Source organism: Micromonospora sp. NPDC049102 (assembly GCF_043197485.1).
Classification (GTDB): domain Bacteria; phylum Actinomycetota; class Actinomycetes; order Mycobacteriales; family Micromonosporaceae; genus Micromonospora.
The window spans coordinates 414,521-431,692 of record NZ_JBICTE010000001.1 but is presented as its reverse complement, the minus strand read 5'-3'; the positions used below and the strand labels follow the sequence as shown (position 1 = coordinate 431,692).

At 69.5% G+C, this 17,172-nt stretch carries 10 protein-coding genes; 7 read left to right on the top strand and 3 right to left on the bottom strand.

Annotation, left to right across the window (positions count from 1 at the left end; genetic code table 11):
• The 3 genes from ACGFH9_RS02000 (at window position 1) to truA (ending at window position 2,520) form a co-directional block, all read left to right on the top strand.
• The gene (locus ACGFH9_RS02000; RefSeq protein WP_007465227.1) at window positions 1–1,023 is read left to right on the top strand and encodes a DNA-directed RNA polymerase subunit alpha; all 1,023 of its coding nucleotides are present in this window, start codon (window positions 1–3) and stop codon (window positions 1,021–1,023) included.
• Between the two features lie 34 nt (window positions 1,024–1,057).
• On the top strand, window positions 1,058–1,618 hold the full coding sequence (rplQ, locus tag ACGFH9_RS01995) for a 50S ribosomal protein L17 (RefSeq protein ID WP_355242124.1): 561 nt from the start codon (window positions 1,058–1,060) through the stop codon (window positions 1,616–1,618).
• Window positions 1,619–1,689: 71 nt separating this feature from the next.
• Window positions 1,690–2,520, top strand: a complete 831-nt coding sequence (truA, locus tag ACGFH9_RS01990) for a tRNA pseudouridine(38-40) synthase TruA (protein WP_393213906.1) — start codon at window positions 1,690–1,692, stop codon at window positions 2,518–2,520.
• Between the two features lie 103 nt (window positions 2,521–2,623).
• Here the strand turns inward: truA and ACGFH9_RS01985 are convergent, their stop codons facing one another.
• Window positions 2,624–3,676 carry a hypothetical protein gene (locus tag ACGFH9_RS01985; RefSeq protein WP_393213903.1) on the bottom strand — a complete coding sequence of 351 codons (1,053 nt, stop codon included), beginning with the start codon at window positions 3,674–3,676 and terminating at the stop codon, window positions 2,624–2,626.
• A gap of 102 nt (window positions 3,677–3,778) precedes the next feature.
• Between ACGFH9_RS01985 and ACGFH9_RS01980 the strand changes: the two genes are divergently transcribed.
• The 4 genes from ACGFH9_RS01980 (at window position 3,779) to ACGFH9_RS01965 (ending at window position 10,609) form a co-directional block, all read left to right on the top strand.
• Window positions 3,779–4,420, top strand: coding sequence for a class I SAM-dependent methyltransferase (locus ACGFH9_RS01980; protein ID WP_393213900.1), 642 nt, complete (start codon window positions 3,779–3,781; stop codon window positions 4,418–4,420).
• Window positions 4,421–4,603: 183 nt separating this feature from the next.
• Window positions 4,604–7,849, top strand: coding sequence for a hypothetical protein (locus ACGFH9_RS01975; RefSeq protein WP_393213897.1), 3,246 nt, complete (start codon window positions 4,604–4,606; stop codon window positions 7,847–7,849).
• Between the two features lie 80 nt (window positions 7,850–7,929).
• Complete coding sequence (locus tag ACGFH9_RS01970; RefSeq protein WP_393213894.1) at window positions 7,930–9,609, top strand: ABC-F family ATP-binding cassette domain-containing protein; 1,680 nt, start codon at window positions 7,930–7,932, stop codon at window positions 9,607–9,609.
• 37 nt (window positions 9,610–9,646) lie between these two features.
• The gene (locus tag ACGFH9_RS01965) at window positions 9,647–10,609 is read left to right on the top strand and encodes an aldo/keto reductase (protein WP_393213891.1); all 963 of its coding nucleotides are present in this window, start codon (window positions 9,647–9,649) and stop codon (window positions 10,607–10,609) included.
• Between the two features lie 64 nt (window positions 10,610–10,673).
• On the opposite strand, the gene ACGFH9_RS01960 is transcribed toward ACGFH9_RS01965, so the two are convergent.
• Window positions 10,674–11,195, bottom strand: coding sequence for a hypothetical protein (locus ACGFH9_RS01960; RefSeq protein WP_393213888.1), 522 nt, complete (start codon window positions 11,193–11,195; stop codon window positions 10,674–10,676).
• 69 nt (window positions 11,196–11,264) lie between these two features.
• The gene (locus tag ACGFH9_RS01955) at window positions 11,265–17,120 is read right to left on the bottom strand and encodes a ThuA domain-containing protein (protein WP_393213885.1); all 5,856 of its coding nucleotides are present in this window, start codon (window positions 17,118–17,120) and stop codon (window positions 11,265–11,267) included.
• Between the last annotated feature and the right edge of the window lie 52 nt (window positions 17,121–17,172).

The window sequence follows — 17,172 nt, the reverse complement described above, 5'->3', positions numbered from 1 at the left end:
ATGCTCATCAGCCAGCGACCCTCCCTCTCCGAGGAGTCGATCAACGAGACCCGGTCGCGGTTCGCCATCGAGCCGCTCGAGCCGGGCTTCGGCTACACCCTGGGCAACTCGCTGCGGCGCACGCTGCTGTCGTCGATCCCGGGTGCGGCGGTCACCTCGATCAAGATCGACGGCGTGCTGCACGAGTTCACCACGATCCCCGGTGTCAAGGAGGACGTGGTCGAGCTCGTCATGAACATCAAGGAGCTGTGCGTCAGCTCCGAGCACGACGAGCCGGTCAGCATGTACCTGCGCAAGCAGGGCCCGGGCGACGTGACGGCGGGCGACATCCAGCCCCCGGCCGGCGTCTCGGTGCACAACCCGGACCTCAAGCTCGCGACCCTGAACGGCAAGGGCCGGCTCGACATGGAGCTGACCGTCGAGCGGGGCCGGGGCTACGTGACGGCCGCACAGAACAAGCAGTCCGGTGCCGAGATCGGCCGCATCCCGGTGGACTCGATCTACTCGCCGGTGCTGAAGGTGACCTACCGCGTCGAGGCGACCCGCGTCGAGCAGCGCACCGACTTCGACCGGCTCATCATCGACGTCGAGACCAAGCCGTCGATGGGCCCGCGTACCGCGCTGGCCTCCGCCGGTTCGACGCTGGTGGAGCTGTTCGGGCTGGCCCGTGAGCTGGACGAGACGGCCGAGGGCATCGACATCGGGCCGTCCCCGCAGGACGCCCAGCTGGCGGCTGACCTCGCTCTGCCGATCGAGGAGCTGGACCTGACCGTCCGCTCCTACAACTGCCTCAAGCGCGAGGGCATCAACTCCGTTGGTGAGCTCATCGGGCGTACCGAGGCCGACCTCCTCGATATCCGCAACTTCGGTCAGAAGTCGATCGACGAGGTCAAGATGAAGCTCGCCGGGATGGGTCTCGGGCTGAAGGACTCGGCTCCGAACTTCGACCCGGCGCACGTCGTGGACACCTTCGGCGAGGCCGACTACGACACCGACGACTACCGCGAGACCGAGCAGCTCTAGTCCGCGCTGCCGCCACAACTGAGGAGCACCAAAAATGCCCACGCCCACCAAGGGCCCCCGCCTCGGCGGCAGCCCCTCGCACGAGCGGCTGATGCTCGCCAACCTGGCCACCGCGCTGTTCCAGCACGGCAAGATCCAGACCACCGAGACGAAGGCCCGGCGGCTGCGTCCGCTGGCCGAGCAGCTCATCACCAAGGCCAAGCGCGGCGACCTCGCCTCGCGGCGGCGGGTGCTGGGTGTCGTCAAGGACAAGGACGTCGTCTACGCCCTGTTCGACCAGATCGCGCCCCGGTACTCCAACCGCCCCGGCGGTTACACCCGGATCGTGAAGACCGGTCCGCGCAAGGGTGACAACGCGCCGATGGCCATCATCGAGCTGGTGGAGGAGCTTCAGGTCGCCGAGCCGAAGGCGAACAAGAAGACCGCCGCCCGCAAGGCCGCGCAGCAGGACAAGGTCGAGGCGCTCGCCCCGGCCGAGGAGGCTCCGAAGTCGGCCGACGTCGACCAGGACTCCGAGGCGCCGGTGTCGGCCTCCGGTGACACCGCCGAGGCGCGCGAGGACAGCGACCTCGCCACCGAGGAGAACAAGGCCTGACCTCGGGCATCAGTGCGGGCCCGGCACCCCTTTCGGGGGTGTCGGGCCCGACCCGTAACAGGAGGTACGAGGTGGACGAGCGGATCCGGCTGCGGCTGGACGTCTCGTACGACGGCGCGGGTTTCTCCGGCTGGGCGCCCCAGCCAACGCGGCGGACCGTCGCCGGGGTGCTCGTCGAGACCCTGGATCTGGTCCTGGGAGCGGGCACCGCGACCGGTCTGACCGTCGCGGGTCGGACCGATGCCGGGGTGCACGCCTCCGGTCAGGTCTGCCACCTGGACCTGCCCGTCGAGGTGTGGCGGGAGCACGAGGGACGGCTGCTGCGCCGGCTGGCGCGGCTGCTCCCCACCGACGTGCGGGTGCGGGCGATGACCGAGGTGCCCACGGACTTCGACGCCCGCTTCTCGGCCACCTTCCGACGGTACGAGTACCGGGTGACCGACGCCCCGTACGGCGCGGAGCCGCTGCGCCGGCACGAGGTGTTGGCCTGGCCGCGCGCGCTGGACCTGGCGGCCCTGAACACCGCTGCCGAGGGTCTGGTGGGTGAGCACGACTTCGCCGCGTACTGCCGGCGCAAGGAGAACGCGACGACGCTGCGCGAGGTGACCCGACTGGACTGGCGGCGTGACCCGGACGGCGTCCTGGTCGCCACCGTGCAGGCCGACGCGTTCTGCCAGGCGATGGTGCGCAGTCTCGTGGGGGCGATGCTCGCGGCCGGCGACGGTCGCCGGCCGGTGCGGTGGCCGGGCAGTCTGCTCGACCGGCAGGAGCGATCCAGCGAGGTGACGGTGGCTCCGGCGCACGGGTTGACGCTGGTGGCGGTCGGCTACCCCGACGACCCGGCCGACTACGCCCGACGCGCGGACCTGACGCGTCGGCTGCGCGTACCGGTCGAGGGCTGACGACTGTCGCATCCGATCGGCACCGGGACCGCGCAGGCCGGGCCGGGACGACGACGGGTGTGCCACCTTCTCGGCGGCACACCCGTTGAGACGCGGTGACGGATCAGTCGCCGGGCAGTTCGTCGTCCCCGCTGCCGTTCTGGCTGCCGCTGCCCTGGGTGGGCGCTGGCGTCGGCTGCTCGGCCGTGCCGGTCTCGGCTCGCCGTTGCAGGACCCCGCGGCTCAGGTGTACCTCGATCATGTCGAACAGGATTTCCCGGATCTTGGTGTCGCCGGACCTGACCGCGGTGCCGTCGGCGCGGACCACCAGCGCGTACGCCAGGTAGTGGCCCCGGACCTGCCAGCCGACGCGTGCCGGGGCGCTGGTGAGCGCGTCGGTGTCGGTGCCGGCGGTGAGCCCACGGAACCGGCCCCGGCGGTCGTCGAGGATCTGCCGGATACGGTCCCGGGCCCGCTCGGCGCTGACCTTGTCGGTGAGGTTGAACAGGCCGGTGGTGATCAGGTGGTCGCCACCGGGGGACCGCAGCGTCGCCCGGACGGCCTGGTTGCAACCGAGCAGGGTCAGCAGGTTGGCGACCTCGTCGGTGGCGGCGACGGCGCAACTGCCGCTGGACTGGGTCTTGAGCACCTGGTAGGCGGCCTGTCCGTCGGCGAGCTTCAGCTCCTTGCCGGGAAAGAGTTCCTTCGCGGTGAGCGGCGCCTGGTCGGTGTCCCGCGAGTCCAGATCCTGCCGCTGGGCGGGAGCGGACGCGGCGGCGTCCGGCTGGTATGTCGGGGTGGGCTGAGGGGCCGGATCGCGATCCGCCAGGAGCGCGGCGGCGCCCAGACCGCAGAGCGCGAGGAGCACGAGGACGGCTGCGCCGCCGACCAGTACCTGCCAGAGTCTGCCGCCGCTGCGCCGCGCGGGCGTCTCCACCGGTTGGGCGGACGTGTAGACCTGGCTGCGGGGAGCCGCGATCGGGGCGCTGACGCGGGCGGGCGGCGGCGGTTGGGTCGACGGCAGCACCAACTGGTTGGGTCGGGGCAGCGACGGCGCGGGGAACCGCGACGGTGAGGGGCCGGCCGGCGGGGGCGGACCGGCGCCGAGCACGTCCAGGTCGGACCCGGGCTCGGGGTCCTCGAATGCGTCCTCTTCGGACTCGTACCGATACACCATGTCGCCCAGAGTAGGAGTGATTGTCCCTTTAGGGGATAATATTGGGGAAATGTAGGTGTGGGCAGTGTCGTGACCCGCCGGAGCCGGTGCGAGAATTGCCGCGTGACCGGCGACCACTACTTCACCGCGCAGCCCGCCAGCGACGCACCGGCGCGCGAGGTCGAATTCTCCGTCGCCGACCGCGACTACCGGCTCGTCTCGGCCGGTGGTGTCTTCTCCGCCAGCCGTCTCGACCCCGGCACCGCCGTACTCCTGCGCAAGGCCGACCTGCCCGCCGCCGACACCACCGGCGACCTGCTCGACCTCGGCTGTGGGTTCGGCCCCATCGCGTGCGTCCTGGCCGACGTGGCACCGGCGAGCACCGTCTGGGCGGTCGACGTCAACGCCCGCGCCCGCGACCTCACCACCGCCAACGCGGCGAGGATCGGTGCCGGCGACCGGGTCCGGGTGAGCGCGCCGGACGACGTACCGGCGGACCTGACGTTCGCCGAGCTGTGGTCCAACCCACCCATCCGCATCGGAAAGGACGAGCTGCACGAGCTGCTGCTGCGCTGGCTGCCCCGACTCGCCCCGGACGGCGTGGGGTGGCTGGTCGTCGCCCGGCACCTCGGCGGCGACTCGCTCCAACGCTGGCTAACCGACCAGGGCTGGCAGGTCGAGCGGCACGCCAGCCAGAAGGGCTTTCGAGTGCTGCGGGTCACCCGGCAATCGGATACCCGCCGGTCATCGTCCGGTACTCCATAGCCTCATACCGCAATCCAGGCATATAAATCTTCTGTGTCGCCCCGCCTCGCGTCCGAAACCGAGTTGACGCCGTCCGCATGTCCCGAGTTCGTCAGGACGTGGGTGCCCTCTGGCGAGTATGTTGGGCCCGCAGCCCTGATGGCTGCCGAGGTCTGTGTCGCTGAGCGGGTGCCCGGACTGCACATGGTCCACGTCGCCGCAGACCTGTTCGGCTCCGCAGTCGCAGCCGCCACGCTGTTGGCGCAGCCGCTGGGTGTGGTTGCGCGAATGGTGGAGTCTCCGTCGGCCTCGGTCGCCACCGCTCTCGATCTGGCCGCGGCGACCACGCGTGCGGACACCCTGCGCCTACCGGTGCGCATGCCAGGAAATACTTTCGCGGGGAACAACAGAACCCTGCCCATCGATGGCGGGGGACGAATTGTCGCCCCGGGTGCCGCCGACTTCGTCCTGGTGCTGCCGGCTCGTCATCTCGTCGCCGAGCACGCGACAGCCCATGGTGCTGAGGTGACCGTCGCCCGCCCTGCGACGGCTCGCCCGACCTGGTTAGCGGGTGATCTGTTCGAGGCGGGCCTCGCTCTGCTGACCTTCGAGGCCCGTGCCGGCAGGATGGACGTTCGGACGGCATCCGGCATCAGGGCCGCAGTCGGTGGCCCCGGCCGCGCCAACAGTGGAGTAGCCGGGCTCCTGCGTGAACTCGACGAAGTGCCCGCCGGGTCGTCCGTCCTGTTGCAGGTCACCACGAGCGGCGATGCGGCTCGCTCCGTGTCCCTGGAAATCCGGCCGGTTGGTGGGAACACTCCCGCGCTGGACAAGCGACGCACACCGGCCCTGGCTGCCGGCGACCACCGGTCAGCCGGTGCCGACCAGACCTCAGGCTCTCCGCGTCCGCAGTATTCACTGCGCGAGGCGTACCGCCGTGTCGAGAATGCCCGTTCCGCAGCGGCCAGCGCAGCCAGATGGCTGAGCCAGTGGGCCGTTCAGGCGGGCCACCGACAACTCGAGACTGCCGCTGCGCGATTCCAGGAGACCCACCGGATTACTCCGGTGGCGCCCTCGTATGAGCGACCTGCCAACTTCGCCGGGCTCACGATGCATGGCGTCGAGTCGGCTCGGGAGGATGTCCTCAGCGCAGCGCGGAGTGTTCAGACGCACCTGCGCGAAGAGGCTGGCGCTCTTGAGGGTTCGTTCGATAACCTCCAGCAGCTTACGCCCGCGAGGATTGCGCAAAATGCGTCCGCCAGGAACGAGCTGAAGGCGCTGGCACGCCGCTATCTGAAAGCGAAGCGGCGCCAGATGATCGAAGCAGTCTTGGGGTATTACGAGGTGACCGACCGATCGCGGGGCGGTTCGCGAACCCGAGCTGATATCAGCGCGTTGAATGCGAGCCTCGGGCCCCAGAGCGCGGCCAGCGCACTGAAGCAGGCTGTCGGCGAAATTCGATCATCCCTGAGCGCTCGGCGTGGCCAGCTGGCAGCCATCGCTGGCAGCCTGGAGCCGCACATCACACAGATTGCGGGCGGTAGGGGGGCGGAGCGTGAATGGCTGCGAGTCGCGCTCCCGCTTGCCAGCGAAGTGATCGGCCAGGTGAACCGAGTATTGACCTACGGCCCGGCCAACAACAGCGTAATCATCGATCGATATCAGAATCGCCTTCACCAGTTGGTTCTCGGAGGCGTTAGGAACCCGATATATCAAAAAGATCCGGATTTGCTTGGTGTGTCCGGACCGCGACCAGGGCGAGACATTCGGAAGGCAGTCGCCGCTCAGGCCTGGCTGGCCGCCTTCTTTCGCACCGGATTCTGTGACGAATATGCAGCATTGGCATGCGCCACTTTATGGAGCAGGTCGGATTGTCTGGGTGTGCCGATCACTCGTGTCCTGGCCAACGACGAAATTGGGCGAACACACACGTTTATTATCCTCGGGCCGCTGGGGCATCCGAACAGTGTGGTGGTCGATCCTTGGCCGCTCGTGCCCGCCGCGGTGACGCTGGACCGCTACATGATCCGCCTACACACGGTGGTTGCGACCCAGACCGTGGTGCCCGACGGGTCCGACATGTGGAGGCTAGGCCGGGCACAGATTCGGCTCGATCGGCTGCCGGCATCCCCTCCAGTGGTGCAAGAGGTCCCCCTGTGGAGGCGAGAGTTTAGCACCGTGGGCCAACCCCACCCGGATCTCTGGCATACGGTCCACCCCTACCGCGAGGGCTCGAAGCTCGCCGACCCGGCGTTGACGGCGCACTACCCGGAGCAGGTCAACCGCCCGACCGTCACCATCGCCGGGCCGGAGACCGCCGGCACCGAGGTGAGTGCCGGAGGGCCGGCTCCACGTCCGACGTGGTCGCTGCGGTTGACGCAGAGGGTCATCGAACACGCCAACGTCTACGAGATCTCGCGGGGTAGGGAGGGCGCACCGCAGAGGTTCCTGGATCAACTGGTCGCGGCCGCCGATGCCGGGCGCCCGGTGATCCTGCTCGGTGACGCGGCGCGCCACGAAGGAGCGGATGCCCAGGGTATCAATGTGCTGAACGAACTGCTCGAACAGTTCGCGCAACGCGGCCAACTGCCCGTTGTGGTGAGCCGCGACATCAGGATCGCCGCGTTGCTTCCGGTCACAGGAAGGTATGGTGCTGCCATTCTTCACCCGGCCTCGGAGAAGGCCGGTCACGGTGTCGCACGACTTGACAACCGTTGGAAAGCCACTGCTCACCGGCAGGTCGGGGCGGTCGCCACCTCGAGCGACAGCTGGGATCTGATCACCGCCGGCGTACTGAGTGCCGCAAACCAACTGGCCCGACCCACCGACGCCGTCTCGCGCATCGACGACGCACTCGGCGAAATGATCTGGGCAAACAGTCTGCAGGCCAGCCGTGATGCCTTCCGCCGGTTACAGAGGCGCCGGTCGCCGCAGGAGATCAAGCGAAACCTTCCCCGCGTCGAGCAGATGATCCAGCGAGTGCCGCACTCGCAAGCGCTGAAGATCTTTGCTCCAGTGGTGGAATTCGTCGAGGCGGGCCATTCGGACCTCGTGTTCGACTACGCGGCCGTCGAGGAGACGGACCGCCCAGCGATCCTGCTGGAAACAGTCGTCCGGTTGGAACAGTTCGCCCGGGAGTCCCCGGTGCCGCTGAACGGCGGCCTTACCACCGCCAATTTGGCATCAATGGTTGATGCGGTCGGGGGTAGCTCGGACACCGTGGCCGTGACACTGTCCCTCCTTGAGGTCATGGACGACATCAAGAATGGCAGGTTGGAAAAGGCCAAGAGCTTTGGCGACGACAACGCCGGCAGGCTTGACGGTGGGGAGAAGGCGCAGTTGGTCGATGCTATCGTCGGCCTGAAGACCGCGATGCCCGAACGCGTCCCGCAACTTCAGATCCTGGCCGAAAGCGTTCTCAACTGCGCGCCGAAGCGGTCGGCCCGTTGAGGTTGTGGTGGAAGCGGGTCACCCCACCGGCAGGTGGTAATTGGATACCCCCGGGCACGGGTTTCGGGCAGTATCCCCGCGTGGGATACGTGGACGTGGCAGCGGTCGGGCACAGCCTGCCGGATGGTCGGGAACTCTTCGCCGACGTGTCGTTCCGGGTCGGTGAGGGCGCCAAGGTCGCCCTGGTCGGGCCGAACGGCGCGGGCAAGACGACGCTGCTGAGAATGGTCGCCGGTGACCTGCCGATACAGACGGGCGGCGTCGCGCGCGCCGGCGGGCTGGGCGTGATGCGGCAGTTCATCGGCATGATCGGTGACGAGACGACGCTGCACGACCTCGCCCTGTCGCTGGCCCCGCCGGCGCTGCGCGACGCCGGCCGCCGGCTCGGCGAAACCGAGGCGGCCATGCGGGTGGCCGAGGCCCACGGCAAGTTCAGCAACACCGCGGGCAAGGCACAGTTGGCGTACGCCGACGCGCTGGGCGCCTGGGGCGAGGCCGGCGGGTACGACGCCGAGGTGTTGTTCGACACCGTCGCGACCATCGTGCTCGACCAGCCGTGGGACGCCGTTCGGGAGCGGCCGGTGCGCACGCTCTCCGGCGGGCAGCAGAAACGGTTCGCCCTGGAGTTGCTGCTGCGCGGCCCGGATGAGGTGCTGCTGCTCGACGAGCCGGACAACTTCCTCGACGTGCCCGGCAAACGGTGGCTGGAGGCGCGGCTGCGCGAGTCGACGAAGTCGGTGCTCTACGTCTCACACGACCGCGAGTTGCTGGCCCAGACCGCCGACCGGGTGGTGGCCGTCGAGGGCGGCAGCGCCTGGGTGCACCCCGGTGGCTTCTCGAGTTGGTACGAGGCGCGGGTCGCCCGGCACGCCCGCCTCGACGAGCTGCGCCGACGTTGGGACGAGGAGCACCAGAAGCTGCGCGAGCTGATGCTGATGTACAAGCAGAAGGCGGCGTACAACGACGGGTTGGCCTCGCGCTACCAGGCCGCGCAGACCCGGCTGCGCAAGTTCGAGGAGGCCGGGCCTCCGCCCGTACCCCCGAAGGACCAGGACATCCGGATGCGGCTGACCGGCGGGCGGACCGGCAAGCGCGCGGTCGTCTGCGACAAGCTCGAGCTGGACGGCCTCACATTCCCGTTCGACCTGGAGATCTGGTATGGCGACCGGGTGGCGGTCCTCGGTGCCAACGGCACCGGCAAGTCGCACTTCCTGCGGCTGCTGGCGCGCGGCGGCAGCGACCCGGACCCGGCGAACGGGCCGGTCGACGGCGCGGGTGCGCTCGCCCCGGTGGCGCACGACGGTGTGGCCCGGCTCGGCGCGCGGGTCCGTCCCGGGCACTTCTCGCAGACCCACGACCGACCGGAACTGATGGGGAAGACGCTCGTCGAGATCCTGTGGCGGGGAGACGAGCACCGCCAGGGGATGGACCGGCACGCGGCAATGGGGGTGCTCAGCCGGTACGAGTTGGCCGGGCAGGGTGACCAGCGCTTCGGCACGCTCTCGGGAGGGCAGCAGGCCCGGTTCCTGGTGCTGCTGCTGGAGCTGTCCGGGGCGACTCTGCTGCTGCTCGACGAGCCGACCGACAACCTCGACCTGGCGAGCGCCGAGGCGCTGGAGACCGGCCTGAACGCCTTCGAGGGGACGGTGATCGCGGTCACCCACGACCGGTGGTTCACCCGCTCCTTCGACCGGTTCGTGCTGTTCCGCAGTGACAACGAGGTGGTGGAGACCCCGGAACCGGTCTGGGACGTCGGCTGATCGGACGTCGGGCAGGAGCGCGTCCGGCCGGCATAGGGTGGATCTCGTGACTGAGATGACCTATCGCCGGCTGGGCGACTCCGGGCTCGTGGTGTCCGTCGTCGGAATCGGCTGCAACAACTTCGGCCGCAAGCTGGACCTCGACGGCACGCGAGCGGTGGTGGACGCGGCCCTGGACGCCGGGATCAACCTGTTCGACACCGCCGACATCTACGGCGAACCGCAGGGTGGCTCGGAGGAGCTGCTCGGGCAGGCGCTCAAGGGCCGCCGGGACGACGTCGTGGTGGCCACCAAGTTCGGCATGGACATGAACGGCCTCAACGGGCCCGACTTCGGCGCCCGGGGCGCGCGGCGGTACATCGCCCGCGCGGTCGAGGCGTCGCTGCGCCGGCTCGGCACCGACCACATCGACCTCTACCAGATGCACGAGCCCGACCCGGGTACGCCGATCGACGAGACCCTCGCCGCCCTGGACGACCTGGTCCGTGACGGCAAGGTGCGCTACCTGGGCAACTCCAACTTTTCCGGCTGGCAGATCGCCGACGCGGACTGGGTCGCCTCGTCCAACGGCCGGGCCCGCTTCATCAGCGCGCAGAACCACTACAGCCTGCTGGAACGCTCGGTGGAGGCCGAGGTGATCCCGGCCTGCGAGCGGTTCGGCCTCGGCATGCTGCCGTTCTTCCCGCTCGCCAACGGCCTGCTCACCGGCAAGTACAAGCGCAGCGAGCAGCCGCCGGCCGGCAGCCGCCTCTCCGGCGGTGGCCGGTACGCCGACCGGCTCGCCGCCGCGGACTGGGACACCATCGAGGCGATCGAGGCGTACGCGAACGAGCGGGGTCTGACGATGCTCCAGGTGGCGATCGGTGGGCTGGCCGCCCAGCCGGCGGTGACCTCGGTGATCGCCGGTGCCACCACCGCCGAGCAGGTGCACGCCAACGCCGCCGCCGGCACCTGGGAGCCGACCGACGACGACCTGACGGCCCTGCGCGACATCCTCTGAGCCGTACGACGACAGGGGCCGGGTCGCTCTCGATGCGGCCCGGCCCCTTGTCGTCGTCGGGCGGTCAGTCGGCGCGGCGACGACCGAACAGCATGGCCACACCCATCGCCGCTGCCACGAGCACCAGCCCGGCCGCCGCGATCGGCCACCAACCGGAAGCGCCAGATCCACTGGTCGGCTTGGTCAGCGCGACCGGCGTCGGCGGCGGCGGGGTCTGTGCCACCTGGGCCTGCACGGTCGCCGTGGTCCTGGTGCCGTACGGCGCCGGGGCGTTCACCGTCACCTTCCAGGTGCCGGGGGAGAGCACCGGACCGCTGCTGTAGAAACCCTGACCCTCGGGTGCCGGCTCCAGTTGCACCGGACCGACCTGCTGCCCGTCCGGGCCGGTGGCGGTGAGGGTCAGCCGTACCACCCTGTCGAGCCGACGGCCGTCCGAGTAGGTCGCCTGGATGGTGACCCCGACAGCCCCGTCACCGGCCACGACCAGCTTGAGCTTGTCGGCCCGTGCGGCCGCCGGGGCCGCGGCGAGCAGCGTCAGGGTCAGTCCGACCAGGACGGCGGCGACCACCGTGCGGATACGCGTCATGGACGTCTACTCCCTCATGAGGGAGGCCCCTCCCCGACATGGGAGCGTCGGGAAGGGGCCTCGATCGGATCAGAGCTGGCGACCGGGTGCCAGCCGGGTGGCGTCGCCACCGAGTCGGCCGGTGCCCTTGACTGGCTCGCCGTCATTGGCCTTGACGCCGGCCTTGCTGGCCGTACCGCCGAGCCGCACGATCATGGCGTCGGCGTCCCGGGTGAGGGTGTCCCGGATCTCGGCCTCGGCCACCAGGGTGGCGTCGGTGGCGAGGTCCCGGAACTGCGTCAGCTGCTTGACCGCCTTGTTGTCGTTGCCGGCCGCCTCGGCCTGGCGGGCCGCGTCGAGCTTGGCCGTCAACTGCTTGTGCGCCTTGGCCGACAACCGCCCCGTCGCCTTGAACCGGTCCAGCAGGAACTGCATGTCCCGGAACGAGGTGGTGACGAAGAACCGGACGTTCGAGGTCGTCGTGTTGCCGGCCTTGTCGGTCGCGGTGACGGTCAGTTCGTGCAGGCCGAGCGACAGCTCGTACATGGCCTGCAGGGTGCCGCTGGCGTACGCCTTGCCGTCGAGCTGGCCGACCACGGACGCGATGCCCGAGGTCGGGTCGACGGCCTGCCACGACACCCGTACGTCCTGGCTGTCGCCGTAGAGCTGGCCGTCGGCGATACCGGAGACCAGCAGCGTCGGCTTGGTGCCGTCGATCTTCAGGATCGCCGACTTGAGCGTCTCGACGTTGCCCGCCTTGTCGGTCGAGCGGTAGAGCAGCTCGTGCTGCCCGTCACCGGTCACCGCGACCGGCTCCGAGTACGGCGTCCACGCGCCACCGTCCAGCGACCACTCGACCGTCTTCACACCGGAACCGGCGTCGGTCGCGGTCAGCACCACCGGGATCGTCCCGTTGTGCCAGCCCGCGTCGTTCGCCGGAGCGAACGTCGCCGTGGTGACCGGTGCGGTGGCGTTGATCTTGACCGAGACGGTCTTCGTCGACTCCACGTTGCCGGCCTTGTCGGTCGAGCGGAACCGCAGCTCGTGCTCGCCGTCCCCGCTGATCGCCACCGGCGCGGTGTAGTCCGTCCAGGCGGTCGCGGAATCCAGCTGGTACTGCGTACCGGCCAGTCCGCTGCCACCGGCCTCGTCGGCGGCGGTCAGGGTGACCGTCACCGGCCCGGTGTACCACCCGTCGGTGGGGGTGCCCGACACCGCCGCCGTCGTCACCGGAGCGGTCTCGTCGACCGCCCTGGTGCTGAGCCGGAAGTAGTCGAACGCGGCCGTCTTCGACGCCGTCTGGTTGGCGCCGAGGGTGAACAGACCGACCTTCGGGGTGGCACCCACCGCGCTGTTGGTCAGCGCCTGCAACGCGGTCCAGGTCGTCCCGTCGGCCGAGTACGACGCGGTGAAGGTGTCACCGGTGCGGGCGAGCCGCAGGTACCACACCGCCGAGGTCAGGCTGGCTGCCTCCGGCTGCGGGTTCTGCACCACCCCGGCGATCTCGCTGCGGAACTCGATCCGCCGCGTCACCGCCTGGCCGGCCTGGTTGTCCGCGATGAAGTCGAACTTCACATAGTTGTCGTCGTCGGCCTGCACGAGCAGACCGGCCTGCTGGTACTGCTCGTTCAGCAGGCTGCCGTCGACCTTCGTCTCCAGGGTCCAGTCGCCCGAGGGCGCGGTCTGGAGGATGAAGTTCTTCGGCCCGGTGTTGTCGGTGCCGTAGATGTCACCGTTGGGCACGTCGATCCGCAGCGCGCCATCGGTCACCCGGTAGCCGTTGGGGTCCTCCCGCAGGATCGCGTCCCACCGGCACTTGTCCAGCGTGGTGCCGGTGAACTCGTCCGACGGCTCGACCGGGCCGGCCGGAGCGTCCGGCGTGACCACGAACGAGTCGAACGCCGCGTCCACCACGGGCGCCTCGGTGCCTCCGTTGAGCGCGAAGACCCCGATCCGCGGGTTGGTGATGCCGGCGAGCGCGGCCGAGCGGCCGACCGGGGTGAACGTCTGCCCGTCGCCCGAAACCGCGGCGGTCAGGTTCGTCCCGTCGCTGGTGATCCGCAGGTACACGGTGTCACCCGCCGGCGCGTCAGCGGCGTCGGCAGCGTCGTTACGCGGCGTCGCGGCCGTCTCCCGGATGAACTCCACCCGACGGCTGCCGTTGTACAGCAGGTCCACCTTGGCGTAGTTGTCGTCGTCGCCGTACACCAGCAGGCCCGCCTGCTGGTAGTTGGCCGTCACCGGCAGCGTGACCTTGGTGGTCATCTCCCAGGCACCCGTCGGCGCCGCCTGGAGCACCAGGTTGGTGGCGTCGTTGCGAGCGCCGTAGAGGTCACCCACCGAGGTGGGCAGCTTCAGCGCGCCGCCACTGAGGGAGTAGAGCTGGTTCTCCCGGACCACGCTGGTCCACCGGCCCTTGTCCAACGTGTTGCCGTTGAAGTCGTCCGAACGCGCCCCGAAGCAGGACGTGTCCGGCGCGGTCACCCGCACCGGCACCGTGGCGTACGACTTGGCGCCCTTGCTGTCGGTCACCGTGAGGGTGGCCGTGAAGGTGCCGACGCTGGTGTACGTGTGGCTGGCGTCCAGGGTGGACGCCGTACCGCCGTCACCGAAGTCCCAGGCGTACGTCAGCGGGGTGTCGCCCTCGGCGTCGGTGGCCGTGCCGTCGAAGGCGACGGTGACCGGCGCGGTACCGGTGGTCGGGGTCGCGGTGGCGGTGACCACCGGCGGCCCGTTCTCGGTGACGCCGCGACCGACGAAGTCCATCCAGTTGACGTTGAACAGCGAACCCGTTCCGCCGTTCGGGTCACGGGCCACGAAGTACAGCGAGCCGCTCGCGGCACCGGTGACCGGCGCGCTCACGTCCGTGTACGTCTGCCACGCTCCGGTCGAGGGCACGACGGCTGTGGCGACCACCGGTCCGTCGACCGCACCGGCGTGGACCTCGATCCGACCGCCGGCGGCGGCCGATGCGGCCCGGAACCGGATCTCGGTGATGTTGGTGAGGTTCGCCGGAACGAGCGACCACCAGTCGCCGTCCTCGATGAACGCGATGCTCTGGCCGCCACCGGCGGTGTCGGTCGCGGCCTCCCGCTGCACGCCGGCGTCTCCGCCGCCGGTGCCGCCCGGAACCCGTCCGGTGGCCGTGAAGTACTCGGCCTGCTTCTGCTTCGGCTGTAGGATCTCGATCTGCCGGCCGGTGAGCGCGCCGGACCCGCCAGCCCCACCCTTGTCGGTGTACGTGGCCTCGAAGACCGCGAACACGTTGGCCTCGGCGCCGTGCCCGGAGGCGAGCGACGTCTGGACCGTGCCGGTGCAGCCGGTGTGCTGCTCCAGCGGGTGGGCGTGCTCGTCGTGACCGAGCAGCACCTGGAGGTTCACCTTGGTGCAGTCGATCTGCCCGTCCTCGGGGTCGGTCACCGTGACCGTGTAACGGACCTGGTCACCCCAGTTGAAGAAGCCACCGTCCGGCGGGAAGTCGATCTTCACCGTCGGTGCGGTGTTGCCCACGGTGACCGGCACGTTGGCGACCGCGGTGCGGCCCTTCGGGTTGGTCACGGTGAGCTGGGCGGTGTAGTTGCCCGCCGTGGCGTACGTGTGCGTCGGGTTGGCCTCGGTGGAGGTCTGCCCGTCGCCGAACGTCCACGCGTAGGTGAGTGCGCCGCCGTCCGGGTCCCGGGAGCCGGCGCTGGAGAACGTCACCGTCAACGGCGCCGGACCCGAGGTCGGGTTGGCGGTCGCCGCCGCGATCGGCGCGCGGTCACCGGCGGTGTAGTCGATCCGGTAGACCCCGGAGTCGTCGTTGTTACCGCCGAATCCGCTACCCCACTCGATCAGGTACAGCGCGCCGTCCGGACCGAACTCGAAGTCCATCGGGCGGATCATCGACATACCGGGGAGGAGCTGGTTGATGTCCACCAACGACTTGCCGTCGGCGGTCATCTGCATCGTGTACATCTTGTTCTGGTTCCACTCGCCGAGCAGCGCCTTGCCGTCGAAGTAGGCCGGCCACTTGCGGGTCGAGTTGAGGTTGGCGTCGTACCGGTAGGCCGGACCGCCCATCGGGGCGCCACCGCCGCCGATCTCCGGGTACCGCGCGTCACCGGCGTAGCCGTAGTCGACGGTGGCCGGAACGACCGGCGGGAGGTTGGTCAGGCCCGTGTTGTTGGGCGAGTTGTTCACCGGCGCGGCGCAGTCGAACTTCGGACCGCTCGGACCGGACGGGAACGTGTAGTCGTTGTACGCCTCGTTCGTGCCCGTGCAGTACGGCCAGCCGTAGTTGCCGGGGGTCACGACGTTCCACTCGACCAGGCCACGAGGGCCCCGGTTCGGGTTGTCCGCGTTGGCGTCCGGCCCGTAGTCACCGACGTACAGCGTGTCGGTCTTCGGGTCGGTGCCGATCCGGAACGGGTTCCGGAAGCCCATCGCGTAGATCTCGGGACGGGTCTTCTCGGTGCCCGGGGCGAAGAGGTTGCCGGACGGAACCGTGTACGTCCCGTTGTCCTGCGGGTGGATCCGGATCACCTTGCCGCGCAGGTCGTTCGTGTTGGCCGAGGTGCGCTGCGAGTCGTAGTCCTGGCGACCCGCCCGCTCGTCGAGCGGCGCGTACGCGTTGGACTCGAACGGGTTGGTGTTGTCACCGGTGGCCAGGTAGAGGTTGCCGGCGCTGTCGAACGTCATGCTGCCGCCCGCATGGCAGCAGGTGTTGCGCTGGGTGTCGACCCGGAGCACCTGCTTCTCGCTCGCCAGGTCGATGGTGTCGCCGGTCACCGTGAACCGGGACAGCAGGTTGCGCGTGACGTTGTCGTTCGGGGCGTAGTACAGGTACACCCACTTGTTGGTGGCGAAGTCCGGGTCGAGCCGGATGCCGATCAGGCCGTCCTCGTTGCCGGTGAAGACGTCCAGGTCGACGGCGGTGACGGTGTTGCCGGTGTCCGGCTTGATGATCTGGACCCGTCCGTCGCGCTCGATGTAGAAGACCCGCCCGTCGGGGGCGATGTCCAGCTCCATCGGGTTGCTGGTGTTGCTGTCCAGCGTGACCTTCTCGAAGCTGGAGGTCTTCGACGCGCCACAGTCGGCGTCGACCACGCCGGCCGCCGTCTGGATGCCACCGAGCAGGTGCTTGAGGAACTCGGGCTCGGCGTACGACTCGCGGGTGTGCCCGCCGCCGGTGTACCAGGAGCGGCCACCGTCGAAGTCCTGACACCACGCCGTCGGGTGGTCGGCGCCCATCGCGCCGGCGCCCGGGGTGTAGCTCTTCTCGTCCAGGCTGGCCAGGACGTGCACGTCCGACCGGGGGTTGGTCTGGAAGTTGTACCACTCGTCGAACCGGGACCAGCGCTCCGGCAGTCCGGTGGTGGACGGGTGGGCCGGGTCCTCCACCTTGACGGTGGCCTGCTGGTTCTGCGGGTGGTTGGCGAAGTACGCGCCGACCAGGTCGCCGTACCAGGCCCAGCTGTACTCGGTGTCCGAGGCGGCGTGGACGCCGACGTAACCGCCGCCGGCCTTCACGTACCGCTCGAAGGCCGCCTGCTGGTCGGCGTTCAGGACGTCTCCGGTGGTGGAGAGCCAGATCACAGCCTGGTACTTGGCGAGGTTAGCGTCGCTGAACGCGGCACCGTCCTCGGTGGTGTCCACCGTGAAGCCGTTGGTGGCACCGAGCTGCTGGATGGCGGCGATGCCGGTGGGGATGGCGTCGTGCCGGAAACCGGCGGTCTTCGAGAAGACCAGGACGGAGTAGGGGTCGGCCGCTGCGGCCTTCGCTGCCTTCGGTGGTGCCTTCTGCACCACCTTGGAGAAGGGAGTCGCGGCTTGCGCGTCTCGCGGGGGGACCTGCGCTGCGACCGGAGCCGCCTGCGCCGGAGACCCGATCAGGGCCGTCGACGCGAGCGCGAGGGACAACAGGGTAGCGGTGAGTGGTACAGGGGCACGACGAGAACGGGACACGCCGCCTCCAATGTCGCGGTGGACAGGACTCGCGGGGCCGGCTCGCCGAAGA